At 72.5% G+C, this 19,648-nt stretch carries 17 protein-coding genes and 1 pseudogene; 15 read left to right on the top strand and 3 right to left on the bottom strand.

Annotated features, from left to right (window positions below):
- The first annotated feature begins 83 nt into the window (after nucleotides 1–83).
- On the top strand, nucleotides 84–1,364 hold the full coding sequence (locus IEZ05_RS11505) for a polysaccharide deacetylase family protein (protein ID WP_189229957.1): 1,281 nt from the start codon (nucleotides 84–86) through the stop codon (nucleotides 1,362–1,364).
- A gap of 3 nt (nucleotides 1,365–1,367) precedes the next feature.
- Here IEZ05_RS11505 and IEZ05_RS11500 read toward each other — a convergent pair whose 3' ends face one another.
- Nucleotides 1,368–2,348 (bottom strand): ATP-binding protein, encoded by a 981-nt coding sequence (locus IEZ05_RS11500; RefSeq protein ID WP_189229956.1) that lies wholly within the window; start codon nucleotides 2,346–2,348, stop codon nucleotides 1,368–1,370.
- Nucleotides 2,349–2,459: 111 nt separating this feature from the next.
- On the opposite strand from IEZ05_RS11500, the gene IEZ05_RS11495 reads away from it, so the two are divergent.
- Nucleotides 2,460–3,284: a Fic family protein gene (locus IEZ05_RS11495; protein WP_189229955.1), complete on the top strand. Its 825-nt coding sequence runs from the start codon at nucleotides 2,460–2,462 to the stop codon at nucleotides 3,282–3,284.
- Nucleotides 3,285–3,622: 338 nt separating this feature from the next.
- Here the strand turns inward: IEZ05_RS11495 and IEZ05_RS11490 are convergent, their stop codons facing one another.
- Nucleotides 3,623–4,456 (bottom strand): HAD family hydrolase, encoded by an 834-nt coding sequence (locus tag IEZ05_RS11490; RefSeq protein WP_189229954.1) that lies wholly within the window; start codon nucleotides 4,454–4,456, stop codon nucleotides 3,623–3,625.
- A 574-nt stretch (nucleotides 4,457–5,030) separates the two neighbouring features.
- Between IEZ05_RS11490 and ssd the strand changes: the two genes are divergently transcribed.
- From ssd to IEZ05_RS11455, 7 genes are all read left to right on the top strand, one after another.
- Entirely contained in the window at nucleotides 5,031–6,158 is a 1,128-nt protein-coding gene (gene ssd / locus IEZ05_RS11485; RefSeq protein ID WP_189229953.1) for a septum site-determining protein Ssd, read from the top strand.
- A 386-nt stretch (nucleotides 6,159–6,544) separates the two neighbouring features.
- Nucleotides 6,545–7,729, top strand: a complete 1,185-nt coding sequence (locus tag IEZ05_RS11480; RefSeq protein WP_189230334.1) for a TadA family conjugal transfer-associated ATPase — start codon at nucleotides 6,545–6,547, stop codon at nucleotides 7,727–7,729.
- On the top strand, nucleotides 7,716–8,585 hold the full coding sequence (locus tag IEZ05_RS11475) for a type II secretion system F family protein (RefSeq protein ID WP_229869682.1): 870 nt from the start codon (nucleotides 7,716–7,718) through the stop codon (nucleotides 8,583–8,585). Before IEZ05_RS11480 ends, IEZ05_RS11475 begins: the two co-directional genes overlap by 14 nt.
- Nucleotides 8,582–9,379, top strand: a complete 798-nt coding sequence (locus IEZ05_RS11470) for a type II secretion system F family protein (protein WP_189229952.1) — start codon at nucleotides 8,582–8,584, stop codon at nucleotides 9,377–9,379. Before IEZ05_RS11475 ends, IEZ05_RS11470 begins: the two co-directional genes overlap by 4 nt.
- Before the next feature lie 89 nt (nucleotides 9,380–9,468).
- Entirely contained in the window at nucleotides 9,469–9,696 is a 228-nt protein-coding gene (locus IEZ05_RS11465; RefSeq protein ID WP_189229951.1) for a DUF4244 domain-containing protein, read from the top strand.
- Nucleotides 9,683–10,195, top strand: coding sequence for a TadE family type IV pilus minor pilin (locus tag IEZ05_RS11460; protein ID WP_189229950.1), 513 nt, complete (start codon nucleotides 9,683–9,685; stop codon nucleotides 10,193–10,195). Before IEZ05_RS11465 ends, IEZ05_RS11460 begins: the two co-directional genes overlap by 14 nt.
- Entirely contained in the window at nucleotides 10,192–10,620 is a 429-nt protein-coding gene (locus tag IEZ05_RS11455; RefSeq protein ID WP_189230333.1) for an Rv3654c family TadE-like protein, read from the top strand. Before IEZ05_RS11460 ends, IEZ05_RS11455 begins: the two co-directional genes overlap by 4 nt.
- A gap of 10 nt (nucleotides 10,621–10,630) precedes the next feature.
- Here the strand turns inward: IEZ05_RS11455 and IEZ05_RS11450 are convergent.
- Nucleotides 10,631–13,097: pseudogene (locus IEZ05_RS11450) on the bottom strand (DEAD/DEAH box helicase).
- Between the two features lie 82 nt (nucleotides 13,098–13,179).
- On the opposite strand from IEZ05_RS11450, the gene bldG reads away from it, so the two are divergent.
- The 6 genes from bldG to IEZ05_RS11420 all read left to right on the top strand — a co-directional run bounded on the left by bldG (nucleotide 13,180) and on the right by IEZ05_RS11420 (nucleotide 19,558).
- Nucleotides 13,180–13,521 (top strand): anti-sigma factor antagonist BldG, encoded by a 342-nt coding sequence (bldG, locus tag IEZ05_RS11445; protein ID WP_003975386.1) that lies wholly within the window; start codon nucleotides 13,180–13,182, stop codon nucleotides 13,519–13,521.
- 102 nt (nucleotides 13,522–13,623) lie between these two features.
- Nucleotides 13,624–14,055, top strand: coding sequence for an ATP-binding protein (locus IEZ05_RS11440; protein WP_189229949.1), 432 nt, complete (start codon nucleotides 13,624–13,626; stop codon nucleotides 14,053–14,055).
- 306 nt (nucleotides 14,056–14,361) lie between these two features.
- Nucleotides 14,362–16,767, top strand: coding sequence for a sodium-translocating pyrophosphatase (locus IEZ05_RS11435; protein WP_189229948.1), 2,406 nt, complete (start codon nucleotides 14,362–14,364; stop codon nucleotides 16,765–16,767).
- A 206-nt stretch (nucleotides 16,768–16,973) separates the two neighbouring features.
- The gene (locus IEZ05_RS11430; protein WP_189229947.1) at nucleotides 16,974–17,564 is read left to right on the top strand and encodes a small secreted protein; all 591 of its coding nucleotides are present in this window, start codon (nucleotides 16,974–16,976) and stop codon (nucleotides 17,562–17,564) included.
- A gap of 85 nt (nucleotides 17,565–17,649) precedes the next feature.
- Complete coding sequence (locus tag IEZ05_RS11425; RefSeq protein WP_189229946.1) at nucleotides 17,650–19,167, top strand: DUF7059 domain-containing protein; 1,518 nt, start codon at nucleotides 17,650–17,652, stop codon at nucleotides 19,165–19,167.
- A gap of 193 nt (nucleotides 19,168–19,360) precedes the next feature.
- Nucleotides 19,361–19,558, top strand: coding sequence for a hypothetical protein (locus tag IEZ05_RS11420; protein WP_189229945.1), 198 nt, complete (start codon nucleotides 19,361–19,363; stop codon nucleotides 19,556–19,558).
- The last annotated feature ends 90 nt before the right edge of the window (nucleotides 19,559–19,648 follow it).

Below are 19,648 nucleotides of genomic sequence, written 5' to 3'. Positions count from 1 at the left end.
GGCGCTGACGGCACGTCCCGGTACAGCACCCGACATCGCCCTCGTCGGCGTTGGCCCGAGAGAAGGAAGAAGGTGGGCGGAACATGGCCGCCAACCACAGGACCGCCACGCGCGTCGTGATCGCCGCGATCTGCGCCGCGTCGTTCGCCGGCTGCGCGATCGGCACCAGCGGCAACCATTCCGAGGGAACGCACGGACCGCAGAAGGAGAAGGGAAAAGCGGCGCCGGCGCCCAAGAACGCGGTACGGCTGATCGGTGACGGCTCGACGGCGTACACCGGCGCGCAGCCACATCTGCCCCGGCCCGAGCGTCTCAAGCCCGGTCAGAAGCCTCCGCAGTTCGTGGTGTTCTCGTGGGACGGGGCGGGCGAGGACAGCCAGAAGCTGTTCTCCCACTTCCGTGAGGTGGCCAAGGAGAACAACGCCACCATGACGTACTTCCTGAGCGGCGTGTACATGCTGCCGAAGGACAAGGGGGACCTCTACCAGCCGCCGCAGCACTCCCCGGGCCGCTCCGACATCGGCTTCAACGACGAGGAGGGCATCACCGACACCGTCACACAGCTGCGTCAGGCGTGGCTGGAGGGCAACGAGGTCGGTACTCACTTCAACGGTCACTTCTGCGGTGCCGGTGGCGGCGTCGGCGAGTGGTCGGTCGACGAGTGGAAGAGCGAGATCAGCCAGGCCAAGCGGTTCGTGAAGACCTGGAAGACCAACACCGGGCTGAAGAACGCCTCACCGCTGCCCTTCGACTACGACAAGGAGCTGATCGGCGCCCGCACCCCGTGCCTGGAGGGCCAGGAGAACTTCATGCGGGCCGCGAGCCAGATGGGCTTCCGGTACGACAGCAGCGGCGTGAACAACCAGGTCTGGCCGAAGAAGAAGTACGGACTGTGGGACCTGTCGATGCAGCTCGTCCCGTTCCCCGGGCACTCCTACGAGCAGCTCACCATGGACTACAACTTCATGGTCAACCAGTCCGGCACCGCCACCCAGGGCGACCCCGCCAAGCACGAGTTCTGGGGCGACCAGATGCGCGACAGCCTGCTGCAGGGTTTCCAGCGGGCCTACGACGGCAACCGCGCGCCGCTGATCATCGGCAACCACTTCGAGTCGTGGAACGGCGGCACCTACATGCGGGCCGTCGAGGAGGTCGTCGAGAAGGTGTGCACCAAGGAGGAGGTGCGCTGCGTCTCCTTCCGGCAGCTCGTGGACTGGCTGGACGCCCAGGACCCGAAGACCCTGAAGAAGCTGCGCACCCTGGGCGTCGGCGAGGCACCCGAGAAGGGCTGGGCGTCCTTCCTGTCGGCCGCCCCCGCGCCGGCGCCGAAGGGCGTGCCCGGAGCGCCGGCGACCAAGCAGTAGGCGTCACACCGGGGCGACGACCTCCTCGCCGAGGACGAAACCGGGGTCGACCTGCGCGGCGAGGTCTGCCCCGGTCCGCTCGTTGCCCCAGCTCCGGGCGTTCTTCAGGTGGAAGTGCACCATCTGCCGCGTGTAGCGCTCCCAGTCCCGCAGCTCGTACGCCGCGTCCGCGGCCGTGTGCAACGTCCGCAGCGCCCGGCGGTTGACGTCCTCCAGGAGCTCGAACCGGGGCGGGCGGCCCTTCTCCATGGCGCGCACCCAGTCCGAGTGTCCGACGGTCGTCAGCAGGTCGTCCCCGACCTCGTCGCGCAGGAAGTCGAGGTCGTCCTGCCCCTGCACCTTGTTGCCGACGACCTGCAGGGCGACGCCGAAGTCGCGGGCGTACTCCTTGTACTGGCGGTAGACGGAGACCCCCTTCCGGGTCGGCTCGGCGACCAGGAACGTGACGTCGAAGCGGGTGAACATGCCGGAGGCGAACGAGTCCGAGCCCGCCGTCATGTCGACCACGACGTATTCGTCACGGCCGTCGACCAGGTGGTTCAGACACAGCTCCACCGCTCCTGTCTTGGAGTGGTAGCAGGCGACTCCCAGATCGGCCTCGGTGAAGGGTCCGGTGACCATCAGACGGACGGTGTCGCCGTCGAGTTCCACCGGGCGGGCGCAGGCCTCGTAGACCGGGTTGTCCTCGCGCACCCGCAGCAGCCGCGAGCCCTCGCCGGGCGGCGTCGTCTTGATCATCTTGTCGGCGGAGGCGATGCGCGGGTTGGTGCCGCGCAGGTGGTCCTTGATCAGCGGAAGGTGGTCGCCCATCGCGGGCAGCGCGGCCGCGTCCGCCTCGTCGAGGCCCAGTGCGGCGCCCAGGTGCTGGTTGATGTCGGCGTCGATCGCGACGACGGGCGCGCCGGTGGCGGCGAGCTGGCGGATGAACAGGGAGGACAGGGTGGTCTTGCCGCTGCCGCCCTTCCCGACGAAAGCAATTTTCATGTTCACCAAGCGTAGTGGAGCGATAGCTGTCCGTGGCAGGAGAGTCTGGAGGTGCGTGAAGAAGACCACTCATTCGTGGGGTGTGGCGTCGGGGTGCGTAGGGTCGTACCCATGAGTACGACAGGCGCGACCGCCGATCCGCTCGCGGCCCTGGGCTCGCTGCCCGGTGCGGCCGAGACCGTGGAGTCCGTACGCAAGGCCGTGGACCGGGTCTACGGTCACCGGATCATGCGGCGACGCAGCAACGAGATCACGTCCGAGGCGGCGCTGCGCGGCGCCCGGGGTTCGGCGGCGCTGTCCGGCGCGGACTGGGCGCTGGAGGAGGTGCGCCGGCGGACGGACTTCAGCGGCGACGACGAGGCGCGCACGGTGGGCGCGGCCCTGCGGCTGACCGCCGAGGCGGGACAGCTGCTGTCCATCTGGCGCCAGTCCCCGCTGCGGGTGCTGGCCCGGCTGCACCTGGTGGCGGCCGCGGACAAGGCCGATCAGGTGGGACGGCCGCGCCAGGAGGGCGAGCCGGTGGACGAGCCACTCGTCGCGCTCCCGCTGCCGGGTGCCGGGGAGGCCCACGGCCGTCTGGAGGGCCTGGCGGAGCTGGTCGTCGCGGGGGGTTCCGCCCCGGCGCTGGTGACCGCCGCCGTCGTGCACGGCGAGCTGATGGCCCTGCGTCCCTTCACCTCGCACAACGGCCTCGTCGCGCGTACGGCCGAGCGGATCGTCCTGGTCGGCAGCGGCCTGGATCCGAAGTCGGTCTGCGCCGCCGAGGTCGGACACGCCGAGCTGGGGCGCGCGGCCTACCTGGCGGCCCTCGACGGATACGTCTCCGGTACCCCCGAGGGCATGGCCGCCTGGATCGCGCACTGCGGCAGGGCGGTGGAGCTGGGCGCGCGCGAGTCGACGGCGGTGTGCGAGGCGCTCCAGCGCGGAGCGGCGTAAGCCGGGCGCCGGAGCCGCGCAACGCAATGCGGCGGTACGAGAATTCGTACCGCCGCTGGCATGCTCACCGCGTTACCAAGCGTCCTCGATATATGCCCATCAGGTCGGGACTTTGCCCGTCACCTGGTGCGGCTGGCCCGTAATCGACGGGTCGACGTCGCGTGGGTGCCCGGTGTTCATGCTCGGTCCGTGGGGCCAAATGCGTTCTTAAGGCGATCCTTTCGGATGTCCTTGGTCTCGCGGGCCGTTGACTCCTTTGTACTCCTGCCCGGGAACAAGCGGAAGCCTTCGCCGCACTTCTTTACTTCTGCGGTCAAACACGTGTGAAAGGGTGCGGATCAGGCCACTGCCGTCCGGCGTCGGCTCGCGTACCAGACGAGGCCCGCAGTGGCCGCCGCGGCACCTATCGCGGCGGCGGCGACAAGGGCAGGACGCGGCGGTACGGCGAAGCCCGGGATCCGCTGCTTGAGCCGTACGGGCCGGTGGAAATCGAGAATCGGCCATTCACGCGCGAGTGCCTCACGCCGCAGGGCGCGGTCCGGGTTGACGGCGTGCGGATGGCCGACGGCCTCCAGCATCGGCAGATCGGTCGCCGAGTCGCTGTACGCGTAGCAGCGGGCGAGGTCGTACCCCTCGGACGCGGCCAGTTCGCGGATCGCCTCGGCCTTGGTCGGGCCGTAGGCGTAGTACTCCACCTCCCCGGTGAAGCAGCCGTCGTCGCCCACGATCATGCGCGTGGCCACCACCCGGTCCGCCCCCAGCAGCTCGCCGATCGGTTCGACGACCTCGGCGCCCGACGTGGAGACGATGACGACGTCACGGCCGGCGGTGTGGTGCTCCTCGATCAGGGACGCGGCCTCGTCGTAGATGATCGGGTCGATCAGGTCGTGCAGAGTCTCGGCGACGATCTCTTTGACCAGCTGGACGTTCCAGCCGCGGCAGAGCGCGGACAGGTACTCGCGCATCCGCTCCATCTGGTCGTGGTCGGCGCCGCCCGCGAGGAAGACGAACTGGGTATAGGCGGTCCGCAGGGCGGCCCTGCGGTTGATCAGCCCGCCCTGGTAGAACGACTTGCTGAAGGTGAGTGTGCTCGACTTCGCAATGACCGTCTTGTCCAGGTCGAAGAAGGCCGCGGTACGGGGCGAGGAGTGGTTTTCCACGACCCCGAGCATAGGCGCAGCCCATTCGGCGTAAGGTGTGGCGTGTGGGTTTGCCTGAGAAGGCTCTCGGGTACACCATGGAAGTCACGGATCGTTCGCGACCGTGCTAACCCGGTCCGACTCCTCCCCCCCCGAGTCGGCCGTGGAGACGACCCCCGCTCTCCCCCCCGGCGGGGGTCGTCGCATGTCCGGGTGGGTTTTTCTTCTCGCAGGTGGCGCGGTCGGCGCGCCGGGTCCCTTTGGGGGAGCAGTTTGTCATGCGCATGATTATTAACTGTGTGTAGCCGTCGGGCTGCTCTGCGGGACTCGTGCGCTGGGTGGAGCGGGGCGACTCCGGACTCACCGGTATGGGTGACGGCGATATTCACGGCCCCCGAGTTGTCCACAGTTATCGACCAAGATCCACACGATTTCGCGGACCGCTGCACCGTGATTCCACGCGTTCGGGACGCGCCGCTCATGACCGGTTCGCTTTGCCGGGCGCATATGGCCGGTTTCCGGCGAAGTGACGCGCAGGACGCCAACGCAGCAGAACGCGACGAAGCGGAACACAGCGAAGCAGTGCACAACGAAGGGGGACGAAGGCATGACCGGGACCTTCACACACGATCCGCCGCCCGCCGCCGGTGGACGACAGGGCGGCCCACTGATCGTCACCGAGGACACCGAGCTCCTCGACGACCTGCTGCGCCTGTGCGCGGCGGCCGGCGCCACACCCGAGGTGCACCACTCGGTGCCCGGGAGGCCGTCGGAGTCCGGGCAGCGCGGCAGCTGGGAGGCGGCGCCGCTCGTCCTGGTGGGCGACGACGCCGCACGGCGCGTACGCGGGGCCGCGCGCAGACGAGGCGTGGTGCTGGTCGGCCGAGACCAGGACGATTCCGGGGTCTGGCAGAGGGCCGTCGAGATCGGCGCCGACCACGTCCTGATGCTGCCCGACGGTGAGCAGTGGCTGGTCGACCGCATCGCCGACGTCACGGAGGGCGTCGGCCGCCCCGCCCTCACCGTGGGTGTCATCGGCGGTCGCGGAGGTGCCGGAGCGTCCACCCTGGCCTGCGCGCTCGCCGTCACCTCGGCACGCCAGGGACTGCGCAGCCTGCTGGTGGACGCCGACCCATTGGGCGGCGGACTCGACGTCCTGCTCGGCGGCGAGACGGCCGAGGGACTCAGATGGCCCGCGTTCGCGGCCTCACGCGGGCGGGTCGGCGGGGGCGCATTGGAGGAGTCGCTGCCCGAGCTGCATTCGCTGCGCGTGCTCAGCTGGGACCGGGGGGACTGCGTCGCCGTGCCGGCCCCGGCCGTACGGGCGGTCCTCGCCGCGGCGCGGCGCAGGGGCGGCACGGTCGTCGTCGACCTGCCGCGCCGGATCGACGACGGGGTCGCCGAGGTCCTCGCCCAGATCGACGTCGGACTCCTCGTCGTCCCGGCCGAGCTGCGTGCCGTCGCGGCGGCCGGGCGGGTGGCCTCCGCGGTCGGCATGGTCCTGCGCGACCTGCGGGTCGCGGTGCGGGGTCCGTACGCGCCGGGGCTCGACGACCGCGAGGTGGCCCGGCTGCTCGGGCTGCCGCTGGTCGGTGAGGTGCCCGTCGAGTCCGGGGTGCTGCGGGCGGCCGAGGGCAAGCGCCCTCCGGGTGCCGCCGGACGCGGGCCACTGGCGCGCTTCTGCCGGGAGTTCTGGGAGCGCGCCCTGGCGGCGGAGACGGGCGGTGCGGCATGAGGACGCCGGTGGGCGCCGAAGACGTGGGGGGCGAGGGCGTGCCGGCCGGTGTGGTGGCTGCGCGGGCGGCCAGGGGGGTGGGTCCCGGGCAGCCTGCCGGGATGGGGCGCGAGGAGGTGCCCAGGCGGCCCGCGTGGGCGGGTCCCCTGGAGACCGTGGGGGCGGCCGTGGGGTCGTGCGCGAGGGCGCCGGCGGGGGCTGCCCCGAGGGTCCGGTCGGAGCCGTCTGCCGCGCAGGCCTCCCGCATGACCACCGTGCTTGCCCGGGGAGAGGAACCGCGGGGTCCGAGGACGTTTCCGGTCCCGGCTTCCGCCCTCACGCCGGGGCGGGTGCCCGCAGCTGCCCTCGAGGGCGGGCCCGGGACGGCCGCGGGGTCCGCCTCCGGGCTGCTCGACGGTGTGCGGCGGTGGCTCGCCGAGAGCGGGGCGGAGCCGACTCCGGCGCGCGTGGCACAGGCGCTGCGGGAGCAGGGGCGGGTGCTGGGGGACGCGGAGGTCCTCGGTGCCGCCGAGCAGTTGCGGTCGGAGCTCGTCGGCAGCGGACCGTTGGAACCGCTGCTCGCCGATCCGTCGGTGACCGACGTCCTGGTGTCCGCCCCGGACCGGGTCTGGGTGGACCGGGGCGGGGGCCTGGAGCTCACGTCGGTCGCCTTCGCGGACGCCGGGGCGGTGCGGCGGCTCGCACAGCGCCTCGCCGCTGTCGCCGGGCGCCGGCTCGACGACGCCCGGCCGTGGGTGGACGCCCGGCTGCCCGACGGCACCCGGCTGCACGCCGTGCTGCCTCCGGTCGCCGTCGGCTGCACGTGTCTGTCGCTGCGGGTGGTACGACCGCGCGCGTTCACGCTCGACGAGCTGGCGGCGGCGGGCACCGTGCCGCCCGGCGGGGACCGGGTGCTGCGGGCGCTCCTGCGGGCCCGGCTGTCCTTCCTCGTCAGCGGCGGCACCGGCAGCGGCAAGACGACGCTGCTGAGCGCGCTGCTCGGGCTCGTCGGACCCGGTGAACGGATCGTGCTCGCCGAGGACTCGGCGGAACTGCGGCCGGACCACCCGCACGTCGTCCGCCTGGAGACCAGACCCGCCAACCAGGAGGGCGCGGGCCTGGTCAGCCTGGAGGACCTCGTGCGGCAGGCCCTGCGGATGCGGCCGGACCGGCTGGTCGTCGGTGAGGTGCGCGGCCCCGAAGTGGTGCATCTGCTCGCCGCGTTGAACACCGGCCACGAAGGCGGTTGCGGGACCGTGCACGCCAACGCCGCCGCCGACGTACCCGCCCGGCTGGAGGCGCTCGGCACCGCCGCGGGGCTCGACCGGGCGGCCCTGCACAGCCAACTGGCGGCGGCCCTGTCGGTCGTCCTGCACCTGGCGCGGGACCGGGCGGGACGGCGGCGGATCGCCGAGGTGCACGTACTGGAACGGGACCCGTCGGGTCTGGTGCGGACGGTCCCGGCGCTGCGGTGGGGCGCGGAGGCGTTCGTGGCGGAGCGCGGGTGGGGGCGACTGCGGGAGCTGCTGCGCGGCGAAGGACTCGGAGCGCGGCCCGGGGAAGGGAGGCGAACAGGTGATGGGGACGAGTGAAGTGACGATGGCCGCCGCCCTGGCGTGTCTGGGAACGGGGACGTGGCTGACGGCCGGGTGGCACGCGGGGGCACGGCGCGCGCGGGTGCTGCTCGCGGGGGACGGAGCGGGCGGGACCGGGCCGTCCACGGCACGCCGGATGGCGGACGGGCTGCGGCAGCTTCGCGCTCGGCTGCGGGCCGAGTGGTGGTCCTTGGCGGCCGGGCTGGTGCTGGCGGTCCTGGGCGCCTCGGTGCTCCCGGTCGTCGCGGGGGCGGCCGGAGTGCCGGTGCTGCGGTGGGTGCGGGTGGCCGGCCGGGAGCGGCGGGACCGGGAGCACCGGCAGGACGCGGTGATCGCGCTGTGCGGCGTGCTCGCGGGCGAGGTCCGTGCGGGGCGCCAGCCGGGCGAGGCACTGTTGTGCGCCGCCCAGGACTCCGGAGGGCTCGGTGACGGGCAGGCGGCGGTCCTGGCGGCAGCCAGGTTCGGCGGGGACGTCCCGGCCGCGCTGGCGGCGGCGGCACGCCGACCGGGCGCCGACGGGCTGCGGGGCCTCGCGGCCTGCTGGCGAGTGGCCGTTGACCAGGGCGCCGGGCTCGCCGCGGGGCTCGAGAGGCTGGAGGGCGCGCTGCGCGCCGAACGGGACCAGCGGGCCGACCTGCGCGCCCAGTTGGCGGGCGCCCGCGCCACGGCGGTGATGCTCGCCGGCCTGCCGGTGCTGGGCCTTCTGCTCGGTGTCGCCCTCGGCTCCGACCCGCTGCATGTGCTGCTGCACACCGGAGGAGGGCTCGGCTGCCTGCTGGCCGGCGCGGTACTGGAGGGCCTCGGAGTGTGGTGGGTGACCCGGATCGTGCGGGGCGCGGAGGCGGCGGCGTGAACGGGGACGTCGTCCACAGGCTGGGGGCAGTGCTGGGGACGGCACTGGTCCTCGGATGGCTGGTGAGCCGGGCCGCGGCCGAACGGCGGAAGCGGACGGTGCGCAAGCGGCTCGCGGCACTGCTGATCCCGGCACCGGCCCGGGCCGGCCCACGGCGCGGCGAGGTGCTGGACACCGCGCGCAGATGGCTGCCCCTGGTGGGCACGGTGGGCGCCGGGTGGGCCCTGGTGGGCGGTGTCTTCGGCGCCGTGGTGGGGCTGGCCGCGGCGGCGGTGCTGTGGCGCTGGCACGCGAAGCGGTCGGCCACCGGGTCGGCCGAGCAGGAGACCCTCGCCGTGGAGGCCGCGCGTCAACTGCCCTTGGCCGCGGACCTGCTGGCGGCCTGCGTCGCGGCGGGCGCCGGCCCGGTGATCGCGGCCCAGGCCGTGGGCGACGCCCTCGGCGGGCCCGTCGGGGACGCGCTGACGCGCGGCGCCGCGGAAGTCCGGCTCGGCGGCGAACCGGGCGGTGCGTGGCGCGGGCTGGCCGCGCTGCCGGACGCCGGACCCCTGGCACGACTGCTGGAACGCGCCGACGTCTCCGGCATGCCCGCCGCCGGACCGGTCGCCCGGCTCGCCGCCCAGGCCCGCGCCGACCGGGCGCGCGCCACGACGGTCCGTGCCCGCCGGGCGGCCGTCATGGTCACCGCGCCGGTGGGGCTGTGCTTCCTGCCCGCGTTCGTCGCGGTGGGCGTACTGCCGGTGGTGATCGGCCTCGCGGGCGGGGTGTTGGGCGGCGGAGGAGGTGGTGGGTGACGGAGCGGAGCGGAACGGCGTGAAGCCGGCGAGCGGGTGACCGACGGACGAGCGAGTGAATGACGGAACCGAACCTCACGGGGGTTGTGATGAGTCGACTGGTACGGGCACGGCTGCGTGCCCTGGTGTGCGGGGCATGTGCGGCGTGGCGGCAGGCCGTGGCGCGGCGGGACGCGGGAATGGTCACGTCCGAGTACGCGATGGGCATCGTCGCGGCGGTGGCGTTCGCCGTGGTGCTCTACAAGGTGGTGACGAGCGGGGCGGTCAGCGCGGAGCTCCAGGGCATCGTGAAGAAGGCGCTCGATGCGCGGATGTGACCGGTCGGCGGGACGGGATGTCCGTGGGAGAGAGGTCCGTGGGGGAGCCGACGGGGGGTTCGTGACGGCGGAGACCGCCGTGGTGCTGCCGGTACTGGTGGTGTTCGCGATGGCGCTGGTGTGGGCTCTGCTGGTCGTGGCCGCCCAGATCCAGTGCGTGGACGCGGCCCGCACGGGCGCCCGTGCGGCGGCCCGTGAGGACCCGGCCGACGCGGTCGTCAAGGTCGCCCGGGAAGCGGCGCCCGACGGCGCGCGGGTCACCGTGGCCCGGGAGGCGGACCGCGTCCGCGTGGTGGTCGTGGCCGCATCGCCGATGCTGCACGGCCTGCCCTTCGAGGTGCGGGAGGAGGCCGTGGCCTCGGTCGAGCAGGCGGTGAGCCCGGCCGTGGATCGCGCGGCGGCTCCGACAGCGGATCCGGGGCCGGACCCGGCAGTGGGTCCGGCCCCGGGCCGGACGGCCGACGCGCCGGTGGACGAAGTGGCGGGGGCGGGGCCGTGAGGGGCGGTCCCTCGCTCCGCCGGGCGTCCGGCCGGGACGCCCCAGGGGGCTGCGACCGGGGGTCCGCCACCGTCTGGAGCGTCGGTGCGATCGCCGTCCTGTGCCTGGTGTTCGGCATCGTGCTGGCTCTGGGCCAGGCGGTCGTGGCCCGGCATCGCGCGGCCGGCGGGGCCGACCTCGCGGCGCTGGCGGCGGCCGACCACTGGTCGCTCGGCGGTACGGCGGCCTGCGCCCGCGCGGACCGGATCGCGCGGGCCCAGGGCACGCGGCTGGTGCGGTGCGTCCTCACCGGCCAGGTCTCGGACGTGACGGCGGCGTCGGGCCGGGGGCCGTTCAGGGCGGAGATCCGGTCCAGAGCCAGCCCGGCGGCGGACCCGGCGGCTGGGCCGGGAGCGGCCCCGGCGGGGGAGCGGGCGACGCCGTGACGAGGCGCGTCTACCGCCCCTCCGCCCCGGTCTCCGCCCCCCGCAGCAGCACCGTGAGCAAGTCGTACGGCCCCCCGCTTGTGCAGCGGCTCGTTGCCGTTGCCGCACTTGGGGGACTGGATGCAGGACGGGCAGCCGGCGTCGCACTCGCAGGAGGCGATGGCCTCCCGGGTGGCCGTGAGCCAGGCCCGGGCCGTGTGGAAGGCGCGCTCGGCGAAGCCCGCACCACCCGGATGGCCGTCGTACACGAAGACCGTCGGCAGCAGTGTGTCCGGGTGCAGCGGCACCGACACGCCCCCGATGTCCCAGCGGTCGCACGTGGCGAACAGGGGCAGCATGCCGATCGACGCGTGCTCGGCCGCGTGCAGGGCGCCGCCGAGGATCTCCGGGTTGATCCGGGCCTCGTCCAGCTGGTCCTCGGTGACCGTCCACCACACCGCCCGTGTGCGCAGGGTCCGGGGAGGGAGGTCGAGCTTCGTCTCGCCCAGGACTTCGCCGGTGATCAGGCGACGGCGCAGGAAGGAGACCACCTGGTTGGTGACCTCGACGGAGCCGAGGCAGAGGCGTCCGTCGCCCCACGGGACCTCGATGTCGGTCTCGAGGACGGAGATCGACGTCGTGTCGCGGGCCACCGTCGAGTACGACGGCGTGGCCTGCTCGACCAGGGCGACGGAGTCCTCCAGGTCCAGGGACCGCACGAGGTACGTGCGGCCCTGGTGGAGGTGGACGGCGCCCTCGTGGACGGTCGTGTGGGCGGCACCGGCGTCGACCGTGCCCAGCAGTCGGCCCGTCCCCGCCTCGACGACCTGGACCGGGCGTCCGCCCTCCCCGCGGATGTCGGTCAGGTCGGCGGCCCGCTCACGGCGCGTCCAGTGCCAGGCCCGGGTCCGCCGGCGCAGCAGCTTCGCGGCCTCCAGCTGGGGGAGCAGCTCCTCGCAGGCGGGGCCGAAGAGCTTCAGGTCGTCCTCCGTCAGGGGCAGCTCGGCCGCGGCGGCGCACAGGTGGGGGGCGAGGACGTACGGGTTGTCGGGGTCGAGGACCGTGGACTCCACCGGCTGGTCGAACAGGGCCTCCGGATGGTGGACGAGGAAGGTGTCCAGCGGGTCGTCCCGGGCGACCAGCACCGCCAGCGCCCCCTGCCCGGACCGGCCCGCCCGCCCGGCCTGCTGCCACAGCGACGCCCGGGTGCCCGGATAGCCGGCGATGACCACGGCGTCCAGGCCGGAGATGTCGACGCCGAGTTCGAGGGCGTTCGTCGCCGCGAGGCCGAGGAGTTCGCCCGAGTGCAGGGCGTGTTCCAGGGCACGGCGCTCCTCGGGGAGGTAGCCGCCGCGGTAGGCCGCCACCCGCCGGGTCAGCGACCGGTCGACCTCGGCCAGGCGCTCCTGGGCGATCACCGAGATCAGCTCGGCGCCGCGCCGGGAGCGTACGAAGGTGATCGAGCGCATGCCCTGCACGGTGAGGTCGGTGAGCAGGTCGGCGGCCTCGGCGGTGGCGGTGCGGCGGACCGGTGCGCCCTTCTCGCCCTCCAGTTCGGTCAGTGGCGGTTCCCAGAGGGCGAACACCAGTTCACCGCGCGGTGAGGCGTCGTCGGCGACCTCGGCCACCGGCAGCCCGGTGAGCCGGCGGGCCGCCACGGAAGGCTCGGCTGCGGTGGCGGAGGCCAGCAGGAAGACGGGCGACGCGCCGTAGCGGGCGCACAGTCGGCGCAATCTGCGCAGCACCTGGGCGACGTGCGAGCCGAAGACGCCGCGGTAGGTGTGGCACTCGTCGACGACGACGTACTTCAGCGACTTCAGGAAGGAGGACCAGCGGGAGTGGGACGGCAGGATCCCGCGGTGCAGCATGTCCGGATTGGTGAGGACGTAGGTGGCGTACTGGCGGATCCACTCGCGTTCCTCGACGGGCGTGTCGCCGTCGTACACGGCGGCCCGCACGGATGTGCCAAGCGGCCGCGCGAGTTCCTTCACGGACCGGCACTGATCGGCCGCCAGCGCCTTGGTGGGAGCCAGGTACAGGGCGGTGGCGCCACGCCCGTTCGGGGCCTCGGAGCCGTCCAGGAGCGTCGACAGGACCGGCACCAGATAGGCCAGGGACTTGCCGGAGGCGGTGCCGGTGGCGACGACCACCGACTCGCCGTCCAGGGCGTGTTCCGCCGCCCGTGCCTGGTGGGCCCAGGGGTGTTCGATGCCCGCGGCCTGCACCGCCGCGACGACCTCCGGGCGAATCCGGTCCGGCCAGACGGCATGACGGCCCGCACGCGGGGGCAAGTGCTCCGTATGAGTGATGCGCGCAGCCCGGCTCGGTCCCGCGGCGAGCCGGCCCAGGACCGTGCCCGGATCCGGCCGGGAGCCGTGCCCCGCCGGGGGTCGATCGGATCGGTGATTCTTGGCCATCGGCTCCGAGTGTGTCACTGGCGTGACGGACAATGGGACCAAGGCGTCGTGCACGCCTGCCGGTAAGTGATTGAATGCCATCGCGGCTGGCGAACCGTCCTGGGGGCTTCAAGCCGAGGTGTCCCGAGGGACGACCGCTCGATAGCAAGGTGCTGGAGGATCCGTGGACCTGTCCCTGTCGACCCGTACCGTCGGCGATCGTACGGTCGTCGAGGTCGGTGGCGAAATTGACGTATACACCGCGCCCAAGCTGCGCGAGCAGCTGGTCGAGCTGGTGAACGACGGGAGTTTCCACCTCGTCGTCGATATGGAGGGCGTGGACTTCCTCGACTCCACCGGGCTCGGCGTGCTGGTCGGCGGACTGAAGCGGGTGCGCGCCCATGAGGGCTCGCTGCGCCTGGTCTGCAACCAGGAGCGCATTCTCAAGATCTTCCGTATCACCGGCCTCACCAAGGTGTTCCCGATTCACACCTCGGTCGAGGAAGCGGTGGCGGCCACCGACTGACGACCGGTCCCGGGCCGTGGGCCCGGGACTACCGAACCAAGGAGGGGCCGGGCTGTCGGCGGCCCGGCCCCTCGTAGCACGCCCGTAGTCCGAGGGGGATGCATGGCCACCGTCGAACTCCGTTTCAGCGCGCTGCCCGAGCATGTCCGCACCGCCCGTCTCGTGGCGGCCGCGGTGGCACGCAGGGCCGGAGTGGACGAGGCCGTCCTCGACGAGGTCAGGCTCGCCGTCGGCGAGGCCTGCACCCGGGCCGTGGGCCTGCATCAGCACGGCGGCATCACGGCGCCGGTCAACGTGTCGCTGATCGAGGAGGAGAAGCAGTTCTCCATCGAGGTCGGCGACAAGGCGCCGCACGCGGTCTCCGGGGCCGGAGCTCCGGACGCCGCCGTCGACGACGCGGAGGCCGAGGAGGACGAGATGGGCCTCGCGGTCATCAGCGGTCTCGTCGACGACGTGGAGGTCTCGGCAGGCAAGGACGGCGGACTGATCCGCATGACCTGGCCGACCGCGACCGCGGTCCTGCCGCCCGCCTGACCCTCAGCATCACCCGAAGGGCCCTACCTCGTAGGGCCCTTTGTCGTGTGCGGAAGATGACGGCCACGCCTACAGTGGTCCCGTGCGGGCGACAAGTGAATTCCTTCACGATCAGTCGCGCGGAAAAGGATCAGGTAAACGGATCAGAAAAAAGGATCACGGCATTAATGCCGGAGGGGCATTACTACTTCCGGTGCCCTTCCGGTTGACAGGTCAATTCCCTTTGTCGTGCACTGTTTTGATCAGGTTCCGGTACCTACAATCCCGTCCACATCTTGAGCTCAGCCCAAGCGTCAAGGAGGACGAATGGCGGAGCTTTCCACCCCTCATCAGTTGGGCGATGCCTCGACCGTCGCCGCCGCCGTACTGACCGACGGGAACCGCGCCCTGGTCGCGGTCATCGCGGTCGTCGCGCTGGCAGCGCTGGTGCTCGCGGGATTCCTGGTGCGCCAGGTGCTCGCGGCGGGCGAGGGAACCGACAGCATGAAGAAGATCGCGGCGGCCGTCCAGGAAGGCGCGAACGCCTATCTGGCCCGGCAGCTGCGCACGCTCGGCGTATTCGCCGTCGTCGTGTTCTTCCTGCTCATGCTGCTGCCCGCGGACGACTGGAATCAGCGTGCCGGACGATCGGTGTTCTTCCTGATCGGCGCGGCGTTCTCGGCGGCCACCGGCTATATCGGCATGTGGCTCGCCGTACGCAGCAATGTGCGCGTCGCCGCGGCGGCGCGGGAAGCGACACCGGCCCCGGGTGAGCCGGAGAAAGATCTCACCCTCGTCTCGCACAAAGCGATGAAGATCGCCTTTCGCACGGGCGGCGTCGTCGGCATGTTCACGGTGGGACTCGGCCTCCTGGGCGCCTCCTGCGTGGTGCTGGTGTACGCGGCCGACGCGCCGAAGGTGCTGGAGGGCTTCGGCCTCGGCGCCGCACTGATCGCGATGTTCATGCGGGTCGGCGGCGGCATCTTCACCAAGGCCGCCGACGTCGGCGCCGACCTGGTCGGCAAGGTCGAGCAGGGCATTCCGGAGGACGATCCGCGCAATGCCGCGACCATCGCCGACAACGTGGGCGACAACGTCGGCGACTGCGCGGGCATGGCGGCCGACCTCTTCGAGTCGTACGCCGTGACGCTGGTCGCCGCGCTGATCCTCGGCAAGGTGGCCTTCGGCGACTCGGGACTGGCGTTCCCCCTGCTCGTGCCGGCGATCGGCGTGATCACCGCCATGATCGGCATCTTCGCGGTGGCGCCGCGCCGGGCCGACCGCAGCGGCATGAGCGCGATCAACCGGGGCTTCTTCATCTCCGCGGTGATCTCGCTGGTGCTGGTGGCGGTGGCCGTCTTCGTCTACCTCCCCGGCACGTACGCCGACCTCGACGGCGTCACCGACGCGGGCATCGCCGCGAAGGACGGCGACCCGCGGATCCTCGCGCTCGTGGCCGTGGCGATCGGCATCGTGCTGGCCGCCCTGATCCAGCAGCTCACCGGCTACTTCACCGAGACCACCCGGCGGCCCGTCAGGGACATCGGCAAGACCTCGCTCACCGGTCCCGCCACCGTCGTCCTCGCCGGTATCTCCATCGGCCTGGAATCCGCCGTCTACACCGCCCTGTTGATCGGCCTCGGCGTCTACGGGGCCTTCCTGCTCGGCGGCACGTCGATCATGCTGGCGCTGTTCGCGGTGGCGCTGGCCGGCACCGGCCTGCTCACCACGGTCGGCGTGATCGTCGCCATGGACACCTTCGGGCCGGTCTCCGACAACGCCCAGGGCATCGCCGAGATGTCCGGCGACGTCGAGGGAGCCGGCGCCCAGGTGCTCACCAACCTGGACGCCGTCGGCAACACCACCAAGGCCATCACCAAGGGCATCGCCATCGCCACGGCCGTCCTCGCGGCCTCGGCGCTGTTCGGCTCGTACCGCGACGCCATCACCACCGGTGCGCGGGACGTGGGCGAGAAACTCAGCGGCGACGGCGCGCCGATGAGTCTGATGATGGACATCTCGCAGCCCAACAACCTCGTCGGGCTGATCGCGGGCGCGGCGGTCGTCTTCCTCTTCTCGGGACTGGCGATCAACGCGGTGTCGCGGTCGGCGGGTTCGGTGGTCTTCGAGGTGCGCCGGCAGTTCCGGGAGAAACCCGGGATCATGGACCACACCGAGACACCGGAGTACGGCAAGGTCGTCGACATCTGCACCAGGGACGCCCTGCGCGAACTCGCCACGCCCGGACTGCTCGCGGTGATGGCGCCCATCTTCATCGGGTTCACGCTCGGCGTGGGCGCGCTCGGCGCGTTCCTGGCGGGCGCGATCGGCGCGGGCACGCTGATGGCGGTGTTCCTCGCCAACTCCGGCGGCGCCTGGGACAACGCCAAGAAACTCGTCGAGGACGGCCACCACGGCGGCAAGGGCAGCGCCGCCCACGAGGCCACCGTCATCGGCGACACGGTCGGCGACCCCTTCAAGGACACCGCGGGCCCCGCCATCAACCCGCTGCTGAAGGTCATGAACCTGGTGGCGCTGCTCATCGCGCCGGCGGTCATCAAGTTCTCCTACGGCGCCGACAAGAGCGTCGGCGTCCGGGTGCTGATCGCGGTCGTCGCGTTCGTCGTCATCGCCGCGGCGGTGTACGTGTCCAAGCGGCGCGGCATCGCGGTGGGTGACGAGGACAACACCGACCAGCAGCCCAAGTCGCCCGATCCGGCGGTCGTTTCGTAGACGCCGCTCCGGGCGGCGGCCGGGCAGCCCTGTTCAAAGCACGGGCGGACAGCGCGTACTGACGCGCTGTCCGCCCGTGCGGTGCGTCTGCGCGCCCTCACCGTGAGCCTTCTCTCTCATGGTGCAAATGGCTGCAATACGGTCTTAATGGATGTTCGTCCTGCGAGTGTCCCCCATCCGGCGTGTATGTTCCGGGGCCGAGAGCCATGGAAGGGACCAATCCGGTGAACAAGAAGCTCGCGGCCGCACTGTCCGGCGGTGCGGTACTGGTACTGGCGCTGACGGGATGCAGCAGCGACGACGGCAACGACAAGCTGGACTCCTGGGCCAAGCAGGTCTGCGACGGAGTGCAGCCGCAGGCGAAGAAGATCGAGGCCGCCAACGCCGCGATCCAGAAGGAGACCTCGGACAACAGCACGCCGGAGCAGGTCCAGAAGACCGACGCGAAGGCCTTCCAGGACATGTCCGACGCCTACAAGGCGATGGCGGGCACGGTCCAGAACGCCGGGGCGCCGGACGTCGACGACGGTGAGAAGAAGCAGCAGGACGCGGTCAAGGAGCTCAACGGCCTCTCGGCCTCCTACGCCTCCCTGAAGAAGCAGGTGGAGGCCCTCGACACCAAGGACCAGGCGAAGTTCGCCGACGGCCTCAAGGACGTCGCCACCGAGCTGAACAAGCTCAGCAAGTCCGGCAGCGACGCGCTGAAGACCCTCGAGGAGGGCGACGTCGGCAAGGCGATGGCCCAGCAGCCCAGCTGCACGTCGGCCACTCCGTCGGCACCGGCGGCCACGAGCTGACACCACGGCACGGCGGATGCGGAGGCCGGGGCGAACCGGCCTCCGCCCGGGGGGCGCGAGGCGGAGCGCGGGCCACAATGGGGGTGTGAGTAACGCCAGCCTCTCCCCCCTGCCCTCTGCCGACCGTCCCGACGTCACCGCGCGGCTGCGGGACGCCCTGCTCGGGGCGTCCTTCACCGCCGACGGGCTGCTGGAGCTGCTCGGCGCCCCCGCCTACGCGGCGCTGTCGCGCAGCGAGGTCGTGCCCGCGCTCCGGGCCACCCGCGGCGACACGCCGCTGGAACTGCTCGTCCGGCTGTTCCTCCTCCAGCAACCGGTGCCCCACGCGCGCGCGGCGGACGTCCTGCCCGTCGACGCGTGCCTGGAGAGCGGATGGCTCGTGTCCGTCGACGGCGAGCTGGCGGCCACCGTGGACGTACGGCCGTACGGCGGGCCCGACGGCGAGGACTGGTTCATCGTGTCCGACCTCGGCTGCGCGGTCGGCGGCGCCGGAGGCATCGGCAATCGCGCGGAGGGCGTCGTCCTCGGCGTCGGCGGCGCCTCCACGACCCTCGCCGGCCTCACCGTCCGTACCCCCGTCTCCGCCGCCCTCGACCTCGGCACCGGCTCCGGCATCCAGGCACTGCACGCGGCCCGGCACGCCACGCGCGTGACGGCGACGGACGTCAACCCGCGCGCGCTGCACATCACCGCGCTCACGCTCGCCCTGTCCGGGGCCCCGGCCGCCGACCTGCGCGAGGGCTCGCTCTACGACCCGATCGACGAGGGGGACACGTACGACCTGATCGTGTCGAACCCGCCCTTCGTGATCTCCCCGGGGGCCCGGCTGACCTACCGGGACGGCGGGATGGGCGGGGACGATCTGTGCCGCACGCTCGTTCAGCTGACGGGGGAGCGCCTGAACGAGGGCGGGTTCGCGCACTTCCTCGCCAACTGGCAGCACGTGGAGGGGGAGGACTGGACGGACCGGCTGCGCTCCTGGGTGCCGCGCGGCTGCGACGCGTGGATCGTGCAGCGCGAGGTGCAGGACATCACGCAGTACGCCGAGCTGTGGCTCAGGGACGCGGGTGACCACCGCGGCGACGAGACCGAGTACCAGGCGCGCTACGACGCGTGGCTGGACGAGTTCGAGGCGCGCAAGGTCAGGGCCGTCGGCTTCGGCTGGATCACGCTGCACAGGACGGCGGCCGCGGAGCCGTCGATCACGGCGGAGGAGTGGCCGCACCCGATCGAGCAGCCGCTCGGCGAGACGGTGCGGGCGCACTTCGCCCGCCTCGACTACCTGCGCGAACACGACGACGCGGCCCTGCTCGAAGCGCACTTCGCGCTGGCCGCCGAGGTCGTCCAGGAGCAGGTCGGTCTGCCCGGCGCCGAGGACCCGGAGCACGTCGTGCTGCGCCAGAACCGCGGTATGCGCCGGGCCACCCGGGTCGACACCGTCGGCGCCGGCTTCGCGGGCGTCTGCGACGGCACGATGAGCGCCGGCCGCATCCTGGACGCCATCGCCCAGCTGGTCGGCGAGGACCCGGTGGCGCTGCGCGACCGCACGCCCGCGCAGATCCGGCTGCTGGTGGAGCAGGGATTCCTGGAACCGGCGCAGTGATTTCTCGCCGCGGCGAGAAGCCGCGGCCGGGCGACCCGGTGCGCCTCGGCACCGGCGGCGGACCCCGGCGGAACGCGCCACGGGCAGGGCCCGTCGGCTCCCCGTTCACCTCGGGTTCGCCTGCCCGCCGCCCGCGCGTGACAGCCTCCCGGAGGCTGGGCACTCGCGGACGGAGAAAAGGGGCACGGGGACCATGGAAAGCGGGCCGGCGATCTTCGCGGGATTGGTGTTCGCCCTGTTCGGAGGCGGCCTGCTGGTGTGGACCGTGACACGGGTGCGGCACGGCCGGCCCGTCGCGCTCGGTGTGAGGCCCGTCGCATCGGCGACCGTCGCGAGCGCCGTCGCCGTGGCCGCGCTGGCCGCCGGGGCCTGGTGCCTGACGCGCGTGTGAGGGGCCGGATCCGGACGCCGGCCGCGGCCTCGCCCCGGTAATCGGGGGATCGCGCTCCGGATACGCGCATCATGGCTGGTGGACACTCCG

Source organism: Streptomyces flaveolus, assembly GCF_014648815.1.
In the GTDB taxonomy this organism is placed as follows: Bacteria; Actinomycetota; Actinomycetes; order Streptomycetales; family Streptomycetaceae; genus Streptomyces; species Streptomyces flaveolus.
The sequence above is the reverse complement of the archived record's forward strand: the minus strand, read 5'-3'. Positions and strand labels throughout refer to the sequence as shown.